Annotated in this window: 18 protein-coding genes; 8 read left to right on the forward strand and 10 right to left on the reverse strand. The window is 65.0% G+C overall.

Features of this window, described 5'->3' with window-relative positions:
- Positions 1–2,475 carry an endopeptidase La gene (gene lon / locus L21SP4_RS10095; protein WP_096335076.1) on the forward strand — a complete coding sequence of 825 codons (2,475 nt, stop codon included), beginning with the start codon at positions 1–3 and terminating at the stop codon, positions 2,473–2,475.
- Positions 2,472–3,227, forward strand: coding sequence for an outer membrane lipoprotein-sorting protein (locus tag L21SP4_RS10100; RefSeq protein WP_052882536.1), 756 nt, complete (start codon positions 2,472–2,474; stop codon positions 3,225–3,227). Before lon ends, L21SP4_RS10100 begins: the two co-directional genes overlap by 4 nt.
- Here the strand turns inward: L21SP4_RS10100 and polX are convergent.
- From polX to L21SP4_RS10125, 5 genes are read right to left on the reverse strand one after another with little or no spacing between them, the layout of a single operon-like run.
- A complete protein-coding gene (gene polX, locus L21SP4_RS10105; protein WP_052882537.1) occupies positions 3,169–4,893 on the reverse strand; it encodes a DNA polymerase/3'-5' exonuclease PolX in 1,725 nt (574 codons plus the stop codon). The genes L21SP4_RS10100 and polX overlap by 59 nt on opposite strands.
- 42 nt (positions 4,894–4,935) lie before the next feature.
- Positions 4,936–5,949: an SO_0444 family Cu/Zn efflux transporter gene (locus L21SP4_RS10110; protein ID WP_160300805.1), complete on the reverse strand. Its 1,014-nt coding sequence runs from the start codon at positions 5,947–5,949 to the stop codon at positions 4,936–4,938.
- Between the two features lie 25 nt (positions 5,950–5,974).
- Positions 5,975–6,244, reverse strand: a complete 270-nt coding sequence (locus tag L21SP4_RS10115; RefSeq protein WP_052882539.1) for a FeoC-like transcriptional regulator — start codon at positions 6,242–6,244, stop codon at positions 5,975–5,977.
- 18 nt (positions 6,245–6,262) lie between these two features.
- Positions 6,263–6,580 (reverse strand): cupin domain-containing protein, encoded by a 318-nt coding sequence (locus L21SP4_RS10120; RefSeq protein ID WP_052882540.1) that lies wholly within the window; start codon positions 6,578–6,580, stop codon positions 6,263–6,265.
- Positions 6,581–8,701, reverse strand: a complete 2,121-nt coding sequence (locus L21SP4_RS10125) for an arylsulfatase (protein WP_052882541.1) — start codon at positions 8,699–8,701, stop codon at positions 6,581–6,583.
- A gap of 137 nt (positions 8,702–8,838) precedes the next feature.
- Between L21SP4_RS10125 and L21SP4_RS10130 the strand changes: the two genes are divergently transcribed.
- The gene (locus L21SP4_RS10130; RefSeq protein ID WP_052882542.1) at positions 8,839–9,492 is read left to right on the forward strand and encodes a class I SAM-dependent methyltransferase; all 654 of its coding nucleotides are present in this window, start codon (positions 8,839–8,841) and stop codon (positions 9,490–9,492) included.
- Positions 9,493–9,588: 96 nt separating this feature from the next.
- Here the strand turns inward: L21SP4_RS10130 and L21SP4_RS10135 are convergent, their stop codons facing one another.
- The 3 genes from L21SP4_RS10135 to feoB are packed head-to-tail and all read right to left on the reverse strand — an operon-like array spanning position 9,589 to position 12,176.
- Positions 9,589–9,867, reverse strand: coding sequence for a FeoA family protein (locus L21SP4_RS10135; protein WP_052882543.1), 279 nt, complete (start codon positions 9,865–9,867; stop codon positions 9,589–9,591).
- Positions 9,864–10,451, reverse strand: a complete 588-nt coding sequence (locus L21SP4_RS13415) for a nucleoside recognition domain-containing protein (protein ID WP_052882544.1) — start codon at positions 10,449–10,451, stop codon at positions 9,864–9,866. Before L21SP4_RS13415 ends, L21SP4_RS10135 begins: the two co-directional genes overlap by 4 nt.
- A 12-nt stretch (positions 10,452–10,463) precedes the next feature.
- A complete protein-coding gene (gene feoB, locus L21SP4_RS10145; protein WP_052882545.1) occupies positions 10,464–12,176 on the reverse strand; it encodes a ferrous iron transport protein B in 1,713 nt (570 codons plus the stop codon).
- Between the two features lie 284 nt (positions 12,177–12,460).
- On the opposite strand from feoB, the gene L21SP4_RS10150 reads away from it, so the two are divergent.
- The 4 genes from L21SP4_RS10150 (at position 12,461) to L21SP4_RS10165 (ending at position 17,652) form a co-directional block, all read left to right on the forward strand.
- Positions 12,461–13,900, forward strand: coding sequence for a hypothetical protein (locus tag L21SP4_RS10150; RefSeq protein ID WP_144413833.1), 1,440 nt, complete (start codon positions 12,461–12,463; stop codon positions 13,898–13,900).
- A 119-nt stretch (positions 13,901–14,019) separates the two neighbouring features.
- On the forward strand, positions 14,020–15,300 hold the full coding sequence (gene eno, locus L21SP4_RS10155) for a phosphopyruvate hydratase (protein ID WP_052882547.1): 1,281 nt from the start codon (positions 14,020–14,022) through the stop codon (positions 15,298–15,300).
- A 655-nt stretch (positions 15,301–15,955) separates the two neighbouring features.
- Positions 15,956–16,753: a glycine/sarcosine N-methyltransferase gene (locus tag L21SP4_RS10160; protein ID WP_052882548.1), complete on the forward strand. Its 798-nt coding sequence runs from the start codon at positions 15,956–15,958 to the stop codon at positions 16,751–16,753.
- Between the two features lie 59 nt (positions 16,754–16,812).
- Positions 16,813–17,652 carry a methyltransferase domain-containing protein gene (locus L21SP4_RS10165; RefSeq protein WP_052882549.1) on the forward strand — a complete coding sequence of 280 codons (840 nt, stop codon included), beginning with the start codon at positions 16,813–16,815 and terminating at the stop codon, positions 17,650–17,652.
- 171 nt (positions 17,653–17,823) lie between these two features.
- Here the strand turns inward: L21SP4_RS10165 and L21SP4_RS10170 are convergent, their stop codons facing one another.
- Entirely contained in the window at positions 17,824–18,393 is a 570-nt protein-coding gene (locus L21SP4_RS10170; RefSeq protein WP_052882550.1) for a CDP-alcohol phosphatidyltransferase family protein, read from the reverse strand.
- Between the two features lie 92 nt (positions 18,394–18,485).
- Between L21SP4_RS10170 and L21SP4_RS10175 the strand changes: the two genes are divergently transcribed.
- Entirely contained in the window at positions 18,486–19,205 is a 720-nt protein-coding gene (locus tag L21SP4_RS10175) for a superoxide dismutase (protein WP_082116689.1), read from the forward strand.
- A 137-nt stretch (positions 19,206–19,342) separates the two neighbouring features.
- Here the strand turns inward: L21SP4_RS10175 and L21SP4_RS10180 are convergent, their stop codons facing one another.
- Positions 19,343–20,146, reverse strand: a complete 804-nt coding sequence (locus L21SP4_RS10180) for a transposase (protein ID WP_052882551.1) — start codon at positions 20,144–20,146, stop codon at positions 19,343–19,345.
- Between the last annotated feature and the right edge of the window lie 40 nt (positions 20,147–20,186).

The raw sequence follows: 20,186 nt of genomic DNA on the forward strand, positions 1-20,186 counted from the left end.
ATGATGAATTCATACCACCATGCCCTTCCCGACCAGTTCGCCGACGATCCCGCGCTCGGCGCGGACCCCGCGGCCGCACCGCCGGTCGTCTCGGACACCGTGCCCGAGGTCCTGCCCGTGCTGCCGCTCGACGACTTCGTGCTCTTCCCCGGCATGACGGCGCCGATGATGGTCGCGGACGAAAGCACCCGCAAACTGATCGAGGACATCCGCACCGGTCACCGGCACTTCATCGGCACGCTGCGCCGCAATCCGGACTCCGGCGCGCAGCCCCCCGATCCCGCCGACCTGCATACGATCGGCTGCGTGGGCCACGTGCTCAAGACGCTGCAGTTTCCCGATCACACCACCCACGTCCTGGTGCGGGGACTCAGCCGCTGCGAACTGACCAGGCTGGTGCCGTCCGGCCCTTACCTCCTCTCCCATTACCGCATGATCTCCGACCTGGAGGCGCCGTCCGACGTCGAACTGGAGGCGCTCACGCGCAACGTGTCGCAGCGCTTCCAGGAAGTGGTCGCCATGTCGCCCGCGCTGGCCGACGAGCTTCAGGTCGCGGCGTTCAACACCCCGGAACCGGGTCGGCTCTCGGACCTGATCGGCGCCCATCTCAACCTCTCCCTGGAAGAGCGGCAGGACCTGCTCGCCGACGCCGACCCGCGCGGCCGCCTGCAGGCGCTCACACGGCTGATCAACCGCGAGCACGAAGTCCTCGAGGTCGAACACCGGATCGAGCGCAAGGTCAGCGAGACGTTTTCCCGCTCCCAGCGCGAGAACTTCCTGCGCGAACAGGTCAAGGCTATCCAGAGCGAACTCGGCGAACAGGAGCCGGCCCAGCGCGAGCTGCAGCGGCTGAAGGAGAAACTGGAGGCCGCCGACCTTCCGGAAGAGGCGAAAAAGGCGGCGGATGAGGAGCAGAACCGCCTCGCCCGCATCCCCACGGCCTCTCCGGAGTACGGCGTGATCCGCACCTATCTGGAGTGGATCGCCGAAGTGCCCTGGAATACGCAGAGCGAAGACCGGCTCGATCTCCGCGCCGCAGCGCGCGTCCTCGACCGCGACCACTACGGGATGAAGAAAATCAAGGATCGCATCCTGGAGTACCTCGCGGTACTGAAGCTGAAGCGCGACCTGAAAGGCCCCATCCTGTGCCTCGTCGGCCCGCCCGGCGTGGGCAAGACCTCGCTGGGACGCTCCGTCGCCGCCGCGCTCGGGCGGAAGTTCGTGCGCATGTCGCTCGGCGGCATCCACGACGAGGCGGAGATCCGGGGCCACCGTCGCACCTATATCGGCGCGATGCCCGGCCGCATCATTCAGGGGTTGAAACGCGCCGGGACGCGCAACCCGGTGTTCATGCTCGATGAAGTGGACAAGGTCGGCGCGGATTTCCGCGGCGACCCGTCCGACGCGCTGCTCGAAGTCCTCGACCCGGAACAGAACCACGCCTTCCGCGACAACTACCTCGACCTGGATTTCGACCTCTCGCGCGTACTCTTCATCACGACGGCGAACGTGCCCGACACCATCCCCGACGCGCTGCTCGACCGCATGGAGACGCTCCACCTGCCGGGCTACACGCACCTGGAGAAACGGGAGATCGCGCGACGCCACCTTCTGCCGCGGCAGATCGAGGCCCACGGCCTGCGCGCCGACGACCTCAATCTCGCCTCCGATGCGCTCGATCGGCTGATCGACCGCTACACCGCCGAGGCGGGGGTGCGCGAGCTGGACCGCGTCCTGGCGGCGCTGTGCCGCAAGACGGCTCGGCGCCGCGCGGAGGGCAAAAGGCGGTCGGCCTCGATCGCCCCCCGGCGCCTCAAGCCCCTGCTCGGCCCGCCGCCCTACGAGCAGGACGCCGCCGAACGACGCGCCATCGCGGGCGTGGTCACCGGCCTGGCCTGGACCCCCGTGGGAGGAGAACTCCTGTTTATCGAGGCGACCCGCATGGCGGGTGAAGGGCGCCTTATCCTCACCGGCTCTCTCGGCGACGTGATGAAGGAGTCGGCGCGTGCGGCGCTCAGCTACCTGCGCTCGCGCGGCGCGCGCTACGGAGCGGATACGGAAGCGGACGACAAGCACGACATCCATATTCACGTCCCCGCCGGCGCCATTCCGAAGGACGGCCCCTCCGCGGGCATCGGGATGCTCCTCGCGCTGGCCTCGCTGTTTACGCGCCGGGCGATACGGCCCGATCTTGCGGTGACCGGCGAAATCACGCTGCGCGGCCGCATCACGCCGGTCGGCGGGGTGAAGGAGAAGGTCATTGCGGCGTCGCGCGGCGGGATCCGCCACGTCATGCTGCCCGGGCGAAACCGGAAGGATCTGGAGGAGATCCCGAAAGAGGTGCGCGACCGCATCACGTTCAAATTCGTCAACTCTCTGGATCAGGCCCTGCGCTACGCCTTTGAGTTGAGCGAAACCGGATCGCGCGAGAGCGGAACCCGCTCCTCCGCGCAGAAGAAACGGGGTTCGAAATGAGGCCTCGCCCGCGGACCGCGCTTCCCGCCCTCGCGGCCGCCCTCGCGGGCGCGCTCACCGCGGCCGCGGCCGAGTTCGGATCGGCCGGAGACGTATTGGCCTTCGCGCGGTCACGCCTGCCCCGGGAGCCGATGCGCGTGGAGGGCACCCTCAGGGCGAAAGCGCCGAATCATTTCACGCGCGCGACCTACAAAGTCGACTGGCTGCTGAACTGGGGCGAACGCGAGGCCTGCTGCGCCGTGCTGGACGAGCGCGGCCGATACCTCGGACAGCTTCGCGCGGAGTACCCCCGCGACGCCTCCCCGCGCTACACCTTCCGCCCCCGCCCCGAAGCCGATCCGGTATCGGCCCCCGACCTGCTCGAGCCGATCGGGAAGACCGACGTGAGCTGGAGCGATCTCACGCTGGCCTTCCTGTGGTGGCGCGAGGGGACCTACCAGGGCAAAGTCATGAAACGCGGGCGCGAGGCGGCCCTGGTCGAGTTCGCCGCGCCGGACCCGGACGATGAAGTACAGACGGTGCGCGTCTGGATCGACAGCCACCTCGGACTGCTGCTGCAGGTCAACTATTACGACCGGAACGAAAAACTGCTGCGCTCGCTTCGCATCTCCACCATCAAAAAAATCCGGGACGACCTCTGGATCGTCAAAAATCTCGACATGATCCGTCCGCTGTCCGGTGCGAGGACGAAGTTCACGGTGGAGGACGTAACCTTCCCCTCTTCTCCATCTCGCGGCGGGACGCGGCATTGACGACGTCCTGTTTACGAAGCCACGCGCGCCGCGCGGTCATGACCCCGAACCGCATGAATGCGTAGTCGTCGGTGCTGTGCGCATCGGTGTCAATCACCAGCTTCGCCCCCGCCTCACGCGCGCGTCGCGCGTATTCGTCGGGAAGATCGAGACGCTCGGGCTGGGCGTTGATCTCCATCGCCACGCCGTGTTCCGCGCAGACCGCGGCCACGCGGTCGAAGTCGTACGCGAGCGGCTCCCGCTTCCCGATGTGCCGGGCGAGCGGGTGTCCGAGCGCGTGCACGACGCCGCTTCCGAGGGCCCGGACCAGGCGTTCCGTCATCCTGTCTGAATCGAGGTTGAAGTTGTAATGGATGCTCGCCGTCACCCAGTCGAGCCCGGCCAGAAGCTCTTCATCGAGATCGAGCGAACCGTCGGGGAGGATGTCCACTTCGACACCGGCCAGCACGAGAATATCGTCATAGCGATCGTTCGCCTCGCGGACGGCGTCGGCATGTCTCTTCAGGCCCTCCGCGTCCAGACCGCCGGCCACGCGAACGGCCTGCGAATGATCGCAGAAGGCCAGGTAGTCGTAGCCCAGCTTTCGCGCGCCCTCGATCATCTCTTCGATGGTGTGCACGCCGTCGGTCGCCGTGGAGTGCACATGCAGGTCGCCCCGGATGTCGTCCGGTTCGATCAGCGCGGGCAGCCCGCCCTCTTCCGCAGCCTCGATTTCGCCGCGATCCTCGCGCAGTTCGGGGGCGATCCACGGCAGGCCCAGTTTTCCGTAAACCGCCTCCTCGCTGCGACCCGCAAGCCGCGTGTCGCCGGAAAAAAGGCCGTATTCACTCAGTTTCCAGTCATGTTCCCGGGCGCGGCGGCGCAGACGGATATTGTGCGCCTTCGAACCCGTGAAGTACATCAGCGCCGAACCGAACGACGCCTCCTCGAAAAAGCGGAAATCCACCTGCAGCCCGCCGGAGAGCCGGACCGAAACTTTTTCCCCGCCGCGGCCGATCACCTCCGCCGGCCGCAGGCTGTCCACAATGCGGTCCGTGGTCGCGGCGCGGTCGGTGGAATGCACCAGGATGTCGAGGTCGCCGACGCTCTCACAACCGCGCCGGAAACTCCCGGCCGCTTCCCAGCGGTCCACCGTCTCCTCCCCGTCCAGCAGACGGCCGATCATGCCCGCCTGCTCCGAGGCCTCCTTCAGCAAAATGCGTCCCTCCGAGGCCGCCAGCATATCCAGCCCCTTCAGGATCTGCGCCTCGGTCTTCCCGCCCATGCCCTCGAGACCGCGAACGCGGTGTTGCTCGCAGGCACGGCGCAGGTCGTCGAGATTGTCCACTCCCAGTTCCTCGTGGATCTTCTGCGCCTTCTTCGGTCCGAGGCGCGGGACGTCGAGCAGATCCGTCAGGTGTCCGGGAACCTGCCCGCGCAGTTCCTCCAGTTTCGCGCACGTGCCCGTCTCTACCATCTCACGGATCTTGTCGGCGATGCTGGAGCCGATATGGGGAAGCTCGCTCAGATCCTCGCCCTGCTCCACCAGATCCTCGACCCTGCCGGACAGGTCTTTGATCGTACGGGCCGCGTTGCGGTAGGACCGCACGCGGAACGGATTTCCGCCCTGAATCTCGACCAGGTCCGCAATCTCTTCAAACATCCCGGCCGCGTCGGCATTTTCCATCGTAACCTCCGACTCTTCAAAAGGCCGTTCGCATCCTGCCGATCAAGAGTCGCGCGAGAACGACAGGGCCGAGCCCAGGCGCGCCATCGTGCCGGGGAACACTCCCTGCGCCAGCACCACCAGCAGCGCGATGGAGCAGACCGTCCGCCAGGCGGCGGCATGCTTTTCGCGCTCGCCCAGCGCCGAACGGATCAGCTCGCCCAGCGGCAGGGCATCCGTCAGCCAGCCGAAAGCCAGGGCGCACAGCGTGAGCGCCGCGAGATAGCGGATCAGGCTCTGCGGGCCCATGGTCTTCCACAGCGTCGTCACCGTCGCGGCATTGGTTCCCGGCCCGGCAATCAGAAATACGAGCGCCGCGCCCGGTGAAGCGCCGGCGTGCATCAGGGCCATGGCGACGGGCGCGGAGGCCGTGGAGCAGACATAGATGGGTATGCCGACGGCCAGCATCACCAGCATGCCCGTAAAACCCGTGCCGAAACGTCCGGCGAGCAGGTTCTCCGGGAGCAGGACGCCCAGCGCGGCCGAGATCAGGATACCGAGAAGCACGGCCCGCCCGATCTCCTGCGGAAGGCTCACCAGCCCGTAGCGCAGTGCGCGGACCGCCATCCCGCCGCGCGGAACCGCATGATCCTCATCGCCGCCGGACGCATCGCCCAGCGTTTCCTCTCCGGACTGCATCGGCTCGTCGCGTCGGCGCCAGTCGACGGCGAACCCGCAGAAGATACCGGCGGCGAAAGCGGCCACGACACGGATCAGGGTGAACACCCCGCCGAGCAGGCTGTAGCTGACCGCGATGCTGTCCACGCCCGTCTGAGGGGTGGAGGCCAGAAAGGAGACCGAGGCGCCGCGGCTTGCGCCGTGCCGCCGGAGACCGGCGGTCACCGGAATGACACCGCACGAGCACAGAGGCATCGGCACCCCCAGCACCGAAGCCCGGACCACGGGCTTCCATCCCCGCCCCCCGAGATGCCGCTCGACCATAGAAGGCCGAATCAGTACGGAGAGCACCCCGGCCGAGACAAAACCGAACAGGAGGTAAGGCGACATCTCATTCATGATCGCCCACATCTCGCGTAAAAAATCAGCCGTTAACGTCACCGTGCTCACTCTCCGTTCCCGCGTCTTTACAAACCCCGTAAAAGACGGTTTGTCGACGTCGCGACACCGGACAGTCGCGGCAGCGGGCGGCACCCGTAACGCAGCCGCCCGTCAAACGCCGGATCCTGCCGCGTTCCACCAGCCGATCCAGCATCGGCTGCAAAGCCTGCGCATCCATGTCGAAACGGCGGGCCAGCTCCTCCCGCGTCACCGCGCCGCGGTCGCGTATCGCCTGTTCCACCTGTCGAATCATGACCTATTCCGTCCGGCCTCAGGACCGGATCATGATCAGCATCATCTTGAACGGCTCATCCGCACGCAGGGCGTGGGGTTCATTGGCCGGCATACGCAGCATCTCACCGGCGCGGACGGTGTGATCCGTTCCGGACACGGCAATCTCCGCGCGGCCGTCGAGGACCATGACCAGCGCATCGAACGGCGCCGTGTGCTCACTGAGCCCCTGCCCTTCGGCAAAGGCGAACAGCGTCACGGTTCCGGTATCCTTCTCAGCAATCGTCCGGCTGACGACCGAACCCTCCTGGTACTCCACCATGGCGGAAGGATTAAAAGCCTGCGTCTTCTCCATCATTCACTCCTGCTGGTTCCGTTCGCTCACGCGGGGATTCCGCACTTTTCCCTTCATCATTTCCGCGCTGTTCGGATCGCCCCCGAGATAACAGGGGCGCGCGGGAATGGTAAAGGGAACTTCATCCGAAGCGACCTTGCGGCCGTTCAGAAATACGTCCACGGCGGGGCCTTGCTTGACCACCCTGATTTGCGCCCATTGCTCTTTGGGAACACTCAGCGGGAGCCGAACAATCCGTTTCCCGTCATGAAACTGCACGCCGCGGTCCGGCACGATTTTCATAAAGCCATTCGCCTGCGGGCCCGGCGTGTGGCGGTTCCCCATGATCACCGCCCCGCCCCCGCAGTCTTTATCCACCCACGCCTCCACCGACCAGGTGAAGTCCGAGGCGGGCTTCAGCTCCGGCACCTCGCCCAGGAGCGCGTAGCCCCTGCCGCTGAAGTGGTAGACTCCGTGCGCGTCGGGTTCGACCCCGCGCAACCCGGGTTTTTCGCTCCCCCCGGCCTTCCACTCATCGCCCAGCCACTTCCGGTTCAGTCTGCGGAAGTCGTCTTCAATACTTTCGAACGCGCGGCGCATCGAGTTGAGCCGTTCGGGATACCGGTCGGCGAGGTCCGTCGTCTCACTGCGGTCTTCCGCCATGTGGTAGAGTTTGAACCCCTTGTGATCGCGCGGCACGCCCCGCACGATCTTCCAGTCGCCCTGACGCAGCGCATTCCCCCAGTGCGAGAAGTAGAGATAATCGCGCGGGATCGGGCGGTTCTCCTCCAGCGCCGGGAGGAAGTTCCGTCCCGGAAAAGCCGGCGCGCCTTCGTCGTGCGCCTTCGAGGCGTCCAGTCCGGCCAGCGCGAGAAACGTCGGGAGGATGTCGACCAGGTGCACGGGCTGATGGCGCAGTTCGTTCGCGGCCTCCAGTCCGGCGGGCCAGTGGACGATCCACGGCGTCGCGATCCCGCCCTCGTGGACGATCATCTTATGATACTTGAACGGCGTATTGGCGGCCGTCGACCAGCCCGGACCGAGACAGAGATAGGTATCCTTCGACCCCGGCACGGCCTCCGGGTCGTGACCGCCGCCGCGCTCGAGCAGTTCGGCGCTGGCGCCGTTGTCGGAACAGAAGACGATAAAGGTGTTCTCGAATTCGCCCTGCGCCCTGAGTTCATCGAGGATGCGCCCGATCTCGCGGTCCATGCGATCGATCATCGCCGCATGAATCGCCATCTTTTCGGCCTGGTAGGCCTGCTGATTCTCTTCAAGCGAATCCCACGCGACGGCGTAACGCGTCTCACCTTCGCCGTACACCTTCTTCAGTTTTTCCTGCTTCATGTGCGGGGCGGCGAAATCTTCGATCCGTTCCGAGAGCGGGCAGTCCACGATCCCCGCCTCGCGCTGGCGGCGGTAGCGCTGTTCGCGGACGCGGTCCCAGCCCGTGTCATAACGCCCGCGGTAGCGGTCGATGTCCTTCTGGGGCGCGTGCAGCGGAAAGTGCGGGCTGATGAAGGCGATGTAGCCGAAGAAGGGCCGGTCCGGGGCCTGGCGCTTGTGTTGACGCAGGTACTCGATCGCCTTGTCGGCAATAAAGGTGGTGGCGTAATAATCGTCGCCGGGTTCGACGGGCGGAAGGTTCTGCCCGTCCTCTGCGTGGGCGCGGGGCGAGAAAAAACGGTTGTGATCATTCAGGATGTACGAGCGGGCGAACCCCTGCTCGTTCGGCTGTCCGTACGCGTGCCATTTGCCGCTGATGAAGCTCCGGTACCCGGCGGGCTTGAGCCGTTCGGGCAGCATGCGGGCCCACTCCTGGGGTTGATGACGCTTCACGCCCGGGAGCGCGTCCATGCCGATCTGCTGCGGATAGTACCCGCTGAGCATGCAGGAGCGCGACGGCCAGCAGCGGCCGCAGTTGTAGCCCTGCGTGAAGCGCACGCCGTTCGACGCGAGGGCGTCGAGGTGGGGCGTGTGAATCTCGCCGCCGTAGCAGCCGGCGTCTGAAAAGCCCATGTCGTCGGCCATGATGAACAGCAGGTTCGGCCGCTTCGCCTTCACGGGCGCCGCGGCCCGGACGGTCGGCAGGGCGAGCGCTGAAGTGGTGGCGAGCTGTCCCAGGAAACGACGACGGTTGTTCATGTGGATTCCTTTTCTTTAGTATCCGCATTGGAAAACGGCGGTTATTACATCACATTAAGCTCGAGCATTGAATTCCAAAGTCCGGCGAACGGGCGGACGGCTCGGAGATCCGTCCCCACCCTGAGGAACGTTGCGTTATGGGTATCCCTCTTACAACTCCTCCTTCCTGCCCCCTCTGCGGGAAAGGCGAGCCGATCGCATTCCATCGCGACCGGGACCGCGAATATCTCCAGTGCCCGCAATGCCGACTGGTCTTCGTCCCGCCCGGATACGTGCTCCCCCCCGAAGAGGAACGGCGCCGCTACGAGCAGCACCGCAATCTCCCTTACGACGAGGGGTACCGGGCTTTTCTGCACCGCACCCTCGATCCCGTCCTCCGCCGCGTCGCGCCGGGCGCGGAGGGACTCGACTTCGGCTGCGGTCCCGGCCCCACGCTGGCGCTGATGTTCGAGGAGGCGGGCCACCCGATGCGGACATACGACCCCTTTTTCGCCGATCACCCGGAGGCCCTGCGGCGACGCTATGATTTTATCACCGCGACGGAAGTCGTCGAACACCTCCACCATCCCGGCCGGGAGTTCGGGCGGCTGTTCGGGATGCTGCGCCCCGGCGGGGTGCTGGCGGTGATGACCAAGCGCGTGCTCGACCGCGAGCGCTTCGCGACGTGGCACTACAAAAACGATCCCACCCACGTCGGCTTCTTCGCCGATGCCACGTTCGAATGGATCGCGGCGCAATGGGGCTGCGGGCTGGAGTTCGAGGGAGACGACGTGGCGGTGTTTTCCTCCTGAACCGAGACAGTGTCATGTCTCGCAAAATTTAACGCCACTGGAACATGGAACTCTTCCGCTAAGCCCCGATTCGGGGGCATCGGCCGGAAATCCGGCTCAGTGCCCGGTGCGAACCTGCATCCGCTCCCCCACATCCCTGGGAATCACGTAACGCGTGTCGCCCACGCGCACCAGCAGGCTGGGGTTTCCGGGATCGTTGCGCAGCACCTCCGTCTGCGCGCCGCGGCAGAGACCCATTTCGAGGGTCTTGCGGTCGGGATTCGAGCAGATCGTCGCATGCGTTCCGGGCTCGCACGCCGCCAGAGGCTGCGGCGCATCGCACCGCCGCAGTCTGCGCCTCCGGCCTCGTCTGAACCAGCCCCGTCCGCGTCTCATGACTCCCCTTCTCGCATCCTTTCGCGGCGGTCGGCAAACCTTTTCAGCGCCGACGCGAACAGCGCCGCGAGGGCCGCGGCGGCGGCGATCCAGGCGGACGAGGCGACGGGATGCGCGCCGAAGGTGCACACCTGGTAGAAGATCGTGGCCGTCACCCAGGCCAGGCCGGTGAGATAGACCACTTCGAACCACATCCAGTTCCAGCCCGCCTCGCGCCGGATGGCGGCGAGGGTGGCGCAGCAGGGCACGTAGATCAGGACGAAGAGCATGTACGCGAAGGCGGCGGCCCTGCTGCCGAACCGCTGCCTCATCGCCCTGAACGTCGCGGAGCGCACGCCGAGCGACTCCGCCGCGGCTTCCGGCGCGGCCTCTCCCGTTGCCGGGAGATCGACCAGGTCGACGTCGAAATTGCGGAAGCCTTGAACGAGTCCCTCCCACGCCCCGGACGCCCCCGCCCGCAGGATCTCCGCGGGCGGCGCTTCGGCATCGCCTTCCGCGGCCTCTTCCGCCGGCGCCGCGTAAAGGGCGTCGAGACTGGCAATCACCGTCTCCTTGGCGAAGATGCCCGTGAAGAGTCCGACCACGGCCGGCCAGTTCTAGTCGCGGATCCCCATCGGCCGGAACACGGGGGTGAGCGCGCGGCCGGTCTCGCTCAGCAGCGAGTTCTGCGGGCCCGCCCCTTCCGCATCCGCGCCGGGTGAGGGGAGATAACTCAGCACGCTGAGTATGATCACCACGATCAGGATCACCTGGCCCGCGCGCACGATGAAATCGCGAAGCCTGCGCCAGGCGTGCTGGAGGACGCCGCCGATCGCGGGGAGGTGATACGGCGGCAGTTCCATCACGAACGTGCCTGCCTCGCCGCGAAAGATCGTCCGCTTGAACAGCAGACCGGTCACGACCGCGAGCGCGATGCCCGTCAGGTAGAGGGCGAACACGACGCCCGCCGGGTTGCCGGGGAAGAACGCCACCGCGAACAGCGTATAGACCGGAAGCCGCCCGCCGCAGGACATGAACGGGTTGATCAGCGCGGTCATGATCCGGTCGCGCCGCCGGTCCAGCGTGCGGGTGGCGAGGATGCCCGGCACGTTGCAGCCGAAGCCGATCAGCAGCGGGATGAAGGCCTTGCCGGGCAGTCCGATCACGCGCAGCCAGCGGTCCATGACGAACCCCGCACGCGCCATGTAACCCGATTCCTCGAGCAGCGAGAGGCAGAGAAAGATAAAGAAAATCGGCGGGATAAACGTCGCCAGGATCTGCAGTCCGCCGCCCACCCCGTCCGTCAGCACGGCGGTGAGCAGTTCCGGCGCGCCAGCGGAGTTCATCCACGCCGCCGGGGCCTCGACGAAGACCGCGCCGCACAGACGGTCGAAGAAGTGAATGAACGGTTCGCCGACCTTGATGGTGAACAGGAAGACGAGATACATGACGGCGAGGAAGATCGGGACGCCGATCACGCGGTTGAGCACGATGGCGTCCAGGTGATCGGAGACCGCCCGGCGCCACTGTTCATGCCGCTTCACCACGTCCCGCGCCAGACCGTGGATGAACCCGTAGCGACCGTCGGCGATCACGATATCGGCTTCGTCGCCCGTGTGGCGGCGGGTGTGCGTCCTTACACGCTCGAGCACCTCTTCCGCCCCGCCCGAAGACCACTTCCGCACGTCGTCGTCGCCTTCAAGGAGTTTAACGGCCCACCAGCGCGCGTCGGCTCCGTGTTCCCGGGCCTCCGCTTCGATGAGCGGAACCAGCTCGGCGACCCCCTCTTCCACCGCGTCCTCGTAATGCACGTGCACCGAAGGCGGGCGGGCCTCGCGGGCCGTCTCCACCGCCGCCGACCGCAGGTCGTGCAGTCCCTCGCCGCGCAGCGCGACGGTGGGCACGACGCGCGAATCCAGGTGGCGGGCGAGGTGCTCGACCTCGATCTCCAGCCGGCTGCGTCCGGCCTCGTCCATCTTGTTGAGCGCCACCACCACCGGAACCCGCATCTCGATGAGCTGGGTGGTGAGGTACAGGTTCCGCTCGAGGTTGGTGGCGTCGACGATGTTGATCACGGCGTCCGGTTTTTCGCGCAGGACGTATTCCCGCGCGATGTGCTCATCCACCGAGCTGGCGGAAAAAGAATAGATCCCGGGCAAGTCGACCACGCGCACCGAGCACCCGCCGCACTCGTAATAGCCCTCGACACGGTCCACCGTCACGCCCGGCCAGTTCCCGACCCGATGGCGCGAACCCGTCAGCGCATTGAACAGTGTGGTCTTGCCCGAGTTCGGGTTGCCCGCAATCGCGATAATGAAATGCCGCTTCAATCGTCCCCCCGGAGGTCCGCCACCCCCCGCTTCGTTCCGGAGGTCTATCCCTACCGGAACACTCATCTTTGATAAAGGCTTATTTAGACAAAATCTAAATTAGCCCGCGTTAAGCACCCGCCCGTGCCTGACCTGGAACACATGATGGATCCATGCCCTACGGGGACCACCACGGATTGACCGGGTTTCACGGATAGGGGGGTCCGCTGACGATACATTTCCGTCGGAACTCCCGTACCGCGCACGGCCTTGACGCCACACCTCCCCGAAACTACGTTTTCATCATGCGCGCATGGCTGGCAGTGTGGATGCTGCTGACGACGATCCTTCCGGGAGCGTCTCTTTCCGCGCGCACATGGACCGACCGCGGCGGGAACCGCATCGAGGCCGAACTTGTCGAAGTCGCGCCCGACCGCACCGTGACCCTGCGCTCTTCCGACGGCGCCACGCGGACGATTCCCTTCTCCGCCTTCGGCGCCGAAGACCGCCGATTCCTGGAGTCGCGGCTGGCGGCCCCGGGCCCCGGCCGGGAAGAACTCAATGCGACGCTGGGGATGGAACTCTGGCGAGACCGTTCCTTGTGGGACGATGCCACGGCCGCGACCGCGGAGCGGCTCTCGGTGCCGCGCGAATCGAAAACCGGGTACCAGGAGAGTTTTCGGGCCTATCCTTCCGGCGAGTGGGAACTGTGTGGCGAGCCGGTCTACTCGCTCGCACTCTACGGAGATAAACATCACCTGCGCAGCCTCTCCGCCGTACTGGTCAACAAAGGCGATGTCATCGCGGAGCGCATCGATTCCGACAGCACCTTCGACCGCCTGCTGATGGCAGGCGATGAAGCGCGCGAGCGGATCGAAGAAGAAGTGGAGCGCTGCGGCGAAAACGCGCGGCGCCGGCTCCAATCGCTGCTGGGCGAACCGGAACGCGACCGCTACGGCGACGACCGCGCGCGGGAAAAGGTGTGGCGCTGGGACTGGCACGGACACGCCCTGCTGCTCTCGATCCAGGAAGGCGAATACGTCGCGTTTCGCGTGGTCCCGCCCGAAGTCGCCGATCGCGCGGGCCGTGCGAAGAAGATCAGCGACGAGGAGATCCGCGCGCGGCTGGCGGAACGGGTGGAGCGCCGGTCGAACGGCGACGTCGTGATCCGCGACATCCCGATGATCGACCAGGGGCCGAAGGGGTACTGTGTGCCGGCGACGTTCGAGCGCTACCTGCGCTACATGCACATCCCTGCCGATATGTACATCCTCGCCATGGCGGGTGAAACCGCCCCCGGCGGCGGCTCGCAGCTCGAACCCATGATCGAAGGCGCCGAACGACTGGTCAGCCAGAACGGACGGCGGCTGAAAGACATCTCGAAGCACCCCGAAATCGATGATATCCGACGTTACATCGACGAGGGCCTGCCCCTGATGTGGGTGCTGAACGCGACGCCGGATTTTCAGCAGACCGCCCACGACCGCACCGTCGCCCGGCGCGACGTCACGAATTGGGATGCCTGGGCCAGGCAGCTCACATCCCGGCGCGAGGCGGCGGAGGACGCCGAACCGCGCAACAGGCGACCGGAGTACGGGCACATCTGTCTTGTGATCGGATACAACGAGCAGACCGGCGAGATCGCCTTCTCCGACTCTTACGGCCCCGAATACCGCGAACGCTGGATCACCGCCGAAGAAGCCTGCCTCTACTCGATGGAGGCCATGTACGTGATTCACTGGTAGCGCGCGCACGATGAAGATGAGGATGAAGCCTCTTTCTCCCTTCCCTCCCTCCGTTCCCTCCGATAGAGTTCCCCTGTTTTTTCGCGGTGTAACCTGTAAACGCACAAGGAGAGTGGATCATGTCGGATATTATTGATGTAACGGCGCGGGAGATACTGGATTCCCGCGGTAACCCTACGGTCGAGGTGGAAGTCACACTCGAATCCGGTGCCTGCGGTCAGGCGGCGGTGCCGTCCGGGGCGTCGACCGGAGAGAACGAAGCGCTTGAGCTGCGCGACGGCGACAAGAGCCGCTACCTCGGCAAGGGCGTGACGAAGGCCGTGGACAACGTCAACGACATCCTCGGTCCCCAGCTCTTCGGCTACGAGGCCGCGGAGCAGGTGGTGATCGACCGCGTGATGATGGAAATCGACGGCACCCCCAACAAGGGCAAGCTCGGCGCCAACGCGATCCTCGGCGTCTCGCTGGCCGTCGCCAAAGCGGCGGCCGAGGAGCAGGGCATCCCGCTCTTCCGCTACATCGGCGGAACCAACGCGAAGGTCATGCCCGTGCCGATGATGAACATCATCAACGGCGGCGCGCACTCCGACGCCCCGATCGACTTCCAGGAATTCATGATCCGTCCCGTCGGCGCCCCCAGCTTCCGCGAAGGCCTGCGGATGGGTGCCGAGGTGTTTCACGCCCTGAAAAAGGTGCTCAAGGGCCGCGGGCTCTCGACCGCCGTGGGCGACGAGGGCGGGTTCGCCCCGCAGCTCGACGGGGTCGAAGACGCGCTGGACGTGATTATCCAGGCGATCAAGGACGCCGGGTACAAGCCGGGGCGTAAGGAAGAGGGCGGCGATATCTCGCTCGCGCTCGACGTAGCCGCCTCGGAATTCTTCGAAGACGGCGTCTACGACTTCAAGAAGGCCGGCAAGGGCGAGAAGAAAAGCTCCGAGGAAATGACCGACTACCTCGAGGAACTGATCGGCAAGTATCCGATCGACTCGATCGAGGACGGCATGGACGAGGGCGACTGGGACGGCTGGAAGATCCTGACCGACCGGATCGGCGACCGCTGCCAGCTGGTCGGCGACGACCTCTTCGTCACGAACACCGAGTACCTCGCCAGGGGCATCGAAACCGGCTGCGCCAACTCGATCCTGATCAAGGTCAACCAGATCGGCACACTCACCGAGACGCTGGACGCGATCGCCATGGCCCACAAGGCGGGATACACCGCCGTGGTCTCGCACCGCTCCGGCGAAACCGAGGATCACACGATCTCGGATATCGCGGTGGCGACGAACTCCGGTCAGATCAAGACCGGCTCCCTGAGCCGCTCCGACCGCATCGCCAAGTACAACCAGCTCCTCCGCATCGAGGAAATGCTCGAGGCGGACGCCGAATACGGCGGCTGAACCGCGGCCGCGGCGAAGCTCCGCAAAGGCCCGGTGTCCGGACGGGACGCCGGGCCTTTGCTTTGCGCGGCGAAGCCGGCCCGGTCATCGACGGTGGGGTGAATCCCGATTCCCTGAGTTCAACCTTGGGACCCCCGGGGGAATATCGTACTCGTACGCGTACTCGGAGCGCCGAAGGCGCGATCCCACTCCCCCGGTTCAAGGAATTCGAGTACGAGTACCGCTTCGCTGAGTACGAGTACGCGTACGTTGTGACGCGGGCGGATTTCTAATCCAGCCGCTACGATTTCAGTAGTTCCACAAATATCCACGAAGAACCCGGAGATCGCGCCCTACCCAAGAGACGCAGGTCGAACCCATGCGTGAAGGCAGGGACTCTGCTGGACAGCAGAAGACCGTCCGCCGTGTGCGTACTCGTACGCGTAATCGGTCCCTGCCTTTTCCTCTCCTGAGAAGAAACCTCATCGGAGCAAGGCCCGCCATCCCTGAAAATCTTTCCGATTATTTCCGATCGACCTTTGACATTACGCAGATATCTGGTTCTTTAGCGCCTCCACAGCGCGGATCTCCCCGTACGGGAGACCGCCGAGACGCCATGCGGACGCCCGCCGGAAAAGGGCGCACCCGCTGCACAACACCTCAAAGGAGGCTGCGTATGACGCAACAGAAAGAACAGCACTACGCCGAAGATCCGGTCCAGGTCCGCGAGACCGGTCAGTACCAGAATGAATACGTCCCCGGATTCGCGGAAAAATGGGACCAGCTCATCGACTGGGACGGCCGGGCGAAGAGCGAGGGCGACTTCTTCATCCAGACGCTGCGCGAACACGGCGCACAAAACATTCTGGACGTCGCCACGGGAACCGGCTTCCACTCCGTACGTATGATCGAGGCCGGATTCAACGTCATCAGTGCCGACGGCAGTCCGGCGATGCTCGCGACCGCCTTCGAGAACGGCAAAAAGCGCGGCCACATCCTGCGCACCATCCAGGCGGACTGGCGCTGGCTCAACCGCGACGTGCCCGGCACGTTCGACGCCATCATCTGCCTCGGCAACTCGTTCACCCACCTGTTCGAGGAACAGGACCGGCGGAAAACGCTGGCGGAATTCTATGCCGCGCTCAACCACGACGGCATCCTCATCCTCGACCAGCGGAACTACGATCAGCTTCTGGACGAAGGGTTCTCCTGCAAACACAAATTCTACTACTGCGGCGAGGACGTCGTCGCCGAACCGGATCACGTCGACGAGGGCCTCGCCCGCTTCGGCTATTCGTTCAAAGACGGCTCGAAGTATACGCTGAACATGTTTCCGCTGCGCAAGGACTACACCCGCCGCCTGATGGCGGAGGCCGGCTTCCAGAAGGTCACGACCTACGCCGACTTCGAAGAGACCCATCGGCAGGAGTCGCCGGACTTCTACATCCACGTCGCCGCCAAGAACGCCGAATAAGCGGCGGCTCCGGGAAACAGCGGAGACCCCGCGGCATGATCTGAGGAGGATTCACCTTTATGACGGAAAGCTATACACAGGCCGTGAACACGGCCCGGGACTATTACAACAGCAACGACGCGGACAACTTCTACTTCCACATCTGGGGAGGCGAGGACATCCACGTCGGACTGTATCAGCACGACGAGGAGGCCATTTTCGACGCGTCCAGAAGGACGGTCGAGCAGATGGCCCGGAAACTCGGCCGCCTCGATGAGCACACATCGATCCTCGATATCGGCGGCGGCTACGGCGGCGCCATGCGCCATCTCGTCCGCACCACCGGATGCCGGGCGGCGGTCCTGAATATCTCGGAGGTCGAGAACGAGCGCGACCGGCAGATGAACCGCGAGCAGGGATGCGAGGACCGGATCGATGTGATCGACGGCGACTTCGCAAACATCCCGTTCGACGACGGGTCCTTCGACGGCGCGTGGTCGCAGGACGCGATTCTGCATTCCGACGACCGCACCGGCGTGGTGCGGGAAACGGCGCGCGTGCTCAACCCCGGCGCGAAGTTCGTCTTCACCGACCCCATGCAGACCGACGACTGTCCGGATGGGGTCCTGCAGCCGATCTACGACCGCATCCACCTCGAGTCGCTCGCCTCGCCCGGCTTCTACCGGCGCGCCGGCGAAGAAGCGGGGCTGGAGTTCGTCGAGTTCGAGGAACACGCCGACCAGATCGCCCGTCATTACGGACGGGTCCTGAAAGAACTGATGTCGCGCGAAGCGGAGTTGAAGGACAAGGTCAGCGACGATTACATCGAGCGCATGAAGAAGGGACTCCGGCACTGGGTCGACGGCGGGAACGCCGGGTACCTCACCTGGGGGATCTTCACCTTCCGCAAACCCGCCTGATCGCGCCGGAACGCCCGGGAAGAGGCGGGAGGACGAGAGTCAGAGTCAGAGTCAGAATCAGAGTAAGAGAGAGTGGGAGACCTGAAACCTGAGATCTGAGTTTGACAAAATCGGGAGCGCTATCGGGATCGGGTTCGACCCCGATCCCGCGTGATCTCTTCCTCCCGCCTCTCAGCGCGATGCCTCCCGCACGCGGAAGGCATCGAAAATCGAATGGACATCGGAGCGCCATTCGGGCAGCACGAGGGTGATCGCTGTCTCCTCGACCGCGGAGACCATCATGACCGCCAGCGCCGCCCGGAAGACCAGCGGCGTCCATCCCGCGAAGAGGATCAGCGCGCCGACACTGACCGCGGCCGTGCCGAGTTTCGCGCTCCAGGTGTGGTACGCGGGCAGGTGGCGGTGTTTCGTGTACGCCACCGCGCCGGAGACGAGTCCGAGGGCCAGGACGGCGAGGATCGGCGGCGCCTCCCGCAGCAGCCGGTCGGGCCAGAGCATCACCGCCCCCCAGACGCCGAAAAGACCCATGAGGACATCCCCGCAGGTGTCCAGGTGCGCGCCGAGACGGGTCTGCAGGCGCCACATGCGCGCGAACAGGCCGTCGGCGAAATCGCTCGCGAGCAGCAGGCCGAGCAGGACGAGAAAAAATCCGCGCGCCTCCGCGAACCCCGCCGCCGCCAGCAGCGGGGATAATCCGATCCTGAACGCGCTGATCGTATTCGGAACCAGGGCGCGTCTCATCGCCGGCGCTCCATGCTTTGCTTCCACTTCATTTTCGGCTAGACTATGAACACGCAAGTCATACGAGACCAGCATAACCGGAGGGGATCCTCATGAAGACCGCACATTCCACGCATAGTTCCGGCACCATCCACCGACGCGGCTTCATCGGCGCGGCGGGCGCCACGGCGGCGCTGGCGGCCGGCGGGCCTGCCGCCGCCGCTGCGGGAGCGCCGTACAGGCAGCCTCCCCTTCCCTACTCCGAGAACGCGCTCGAACCCGTGATCACCTCACGGACCCTGAGTTTCCACTACGGAAAGCATCACCGCGGGTACGTCAACAACGTAAACGAGCTGGTCAAAGGCACCGACTGGGCCGGAATGCCGCTGGATCAGCTCGTCGTACAGACCGCCGACAACCCGGAATACGCCGCGGTGTTCAACAACGCGGCTCAGGCCTGGAACCACGCCTTCTACTGGAACAGCATGAGACCCGGAGGCGGCGGTGAGCCGCCCGCCGAGCTGAAGAAGATGATGCAGGATGTCTTCGGCGGCGTGAAGGCCTGCTGCAAAAAGCTCGCGGACGCGGCCGGATCGCAGTTCGGCAGCGGGTGGGCCTGGCTGGCGGTCGACGGCCACGGCACGCTTAACGTGCTCAAGACGGCCAACGCCGACACCCCGCTCGCCCGCGGCATGACCCCGCTGCTGACGATCGACGTGTGGGAACACGCCTACTACCTCGACTACCAGAACCGGCGCGGGGCCTACGTGGCCGCCGTCCTCGACAAGCTGATCAACTGGGACTTCGCCATGCGGAATCTCGAGCGGGCCTGAAGAGCATGTGAATGCGACGGCCCCGAACACGTGCTTCTGCGGGCCTGACCCCCGCTACATCTTCATTGTGAAGGACTTACCTTCTGCGGGTCTGACCCCCGCTACATGCTTCTGCGGGTCTGACCCCCGCTACATCTTCATTGTGAAGGACTTACATCCCACCTCAATCGGTTTCCTGCGCTTAGGGCCTCAATTCCATCGTCGGAAAAGATGTCGTAAGCTCCTCGCGCCTCACGAAGCGTCGCACATTCCTCGGCCTCTTCTATACGACAGGCGTCCACATCGATCCCGAACTCCCGTTTTACCCGCGCAATGTACGCAGGGCTTCCGAGCGCCAGTTTTTCGCTCCAATAATACTCACGGCTCAGCAACGAACCTCGTTCGCGGATTGCCGCATCCACACGCTCCCTTCGCCAGGCGCTCAGTTCCTCTTGATTAGATAACCCCGCCAGTTGCACCAGCAGGCTTCGGTCAATTCGCCCGTATCTCTTCGGTCTGCGCTCAAGCTCATGGTACCCGCCAAAGGACCATTCCGAGGGATGCCTGACCACTCCGGCCCGAACCATATTCAGGTCGATATAGGTCATACAGCGCCTCAAGTGGGTGCCATTTTCCACGGCCGTCGCGTGATAGCGGTCTTCCCAGAATGCTCCCTGGCGATGCTTACGCGCGTTATATTCCTGCGCCACACGGCCCGCCATAAGCTGCATCGCGCGGGGAATGGCCATCCGGTTGCCGGAACCGTGTACCAGAAGATGGATGTGATTTGACGTCACCACGTAATTGAGCACCTGAAGCCCATATCGTTTTTTCGCCTCAAACAACCAGTGCATCCAACGCCGTCGGTCTCTCGCGAAACGAAACAGAAATTCGCGCTTGTGACACCGGTGCGTCAGGTGCCAGGTGTGACCGGGAAGGTAGAAGCGGTGGGGGCGGACCATGGCGTAACCTTGCCACCTGCCCCCCTTGTCGTCAACGCGC

It is taken from the genome of Kiritimatiella glycovorans (genome assembly GCF_001017655.1).
Classification (GTDB): Bacteria; Verrucomicrobiota; Kiritimatiellia; order Kiritimatiellales; family Kiritimatiellaceae; genus Kiritimatiella; species Kiritimatiella glycovorans.

Excerpts from the sequence above, each read along its gene's own strand:
- lon (WP_096335076.1), top strand. The coding sequence starts at position 1 with ATGATGAATTCATACCACCATGCCCTTCCCGACCAGTTCGCCGACGAT.
- L21SP4_RS10100 (WP_052882536.1), top strand. The coding sequence starts at position 2,472 with ATGAGGCCTCGCCCGCGGACCGCGCTTCCCGCCCTCGCGGCCGCCCTC.
- polX (WP_052882537.1), bottom strand. The coding sequence starts at position 4,893 with ATGGAAAATGCCGACGCGGCCGGGATGTTTGAAGAGATTGCGGACCTG.
- L21SP4_RS10110 (WP_160300805.1), bottom strand. The coding sequence starts at position 5,949 with ATGAATGAGATGTCGCCTTACCTCCTGTTCGGTTTTGTCTCGGCCGGG.
- L21SP4_RS10115 (WP_052882539.1), bottom strand. The coding sequence starts at position 6,244 with ATGATTCGACAGGTGGAACAGGCGATACGCGACCGCGGCGCGGTGACG.
- L21SP4_RS10120 (WP_052882540.1), bottom strand. The coding sequence starts at position 6,580 with ATGATGGAGAAGACGCAGGCTTTTAATCCTTCCGCCATGGTGGAGTAC.
- L21SP4_RS10125 (WP_052882541.1), bottom strand. The coding sequence starts at position 8,701 with ATGAACAACCGTCGTCGTTTCCTGGGACAGCTCGCCACCACTTCAGCG.
- L21SP4_RS10130 (WP_052882542.1), top strand. The coding sequence starts at position 8,839 with ATGGGTATCCCTCTTACAACTCCTCCTTCCTGCCCCCTCTGCGGGAAA.
- L21SP4_RS10135 (WP_052882543.1), bottom strand. The coding sequence starts at position 9,867 with ATGAGACGCGGACGGGGCTGGTTCAGACGAGGCCGGAGGCGCAGACTG.
- L21SP4_RS10150 (WP_144413833.1), top strand. The coding sequence starts at position 12,461 with ATGCGCGCATGGCTGGCAGTGTGGATGCTGCTGACGACGATCCTTCCG.
- eno (WP_052882547.1), top strand. The coding sequence starts at position 14,020 with ATGTCGGATATTATTGATGTAACGGCGCGGGAGATACTGGATTCCCGC.
- L21SP4_RS10160 (WP_052882548.1), top strand. The coding sequence starts at position 15,956 with ATGACGCAACAGAAAGAACAGCACTACGCCGAAGATCCGGTCCAGGTC.
- L21SP4_RS10165 (WP_052882549.1), top strand. The coding sequence starts at position 16,813 with ATGACGGAAAGCTATACACAGGCCGTGAACACGGCCCGGGACTATTAC.
- L21SP4_RS10170 (WP_052882550.1), bottom strand. The coding sequence starts at position 18,393 with ATGAGACGCGCCCTGGTTCCGAATACGATCAGCGCGTTCAGGATCGGA.
- L21SP4_RS10175 (WP_082116689.1), top strand. The coding sequence starts at position 18,486 with ATGAAGACCGCACATTCCACGCATAGTTCCGGCACCATCCACCGACGC.
- L21SP4_RS10180 (WP_052882551.1), bottom strand. The coding sequence starts at position 20,146 with ATGGTCCGCCCCCACCGCTTCTACCTTCCCGGTCACACCTGGCACCTG.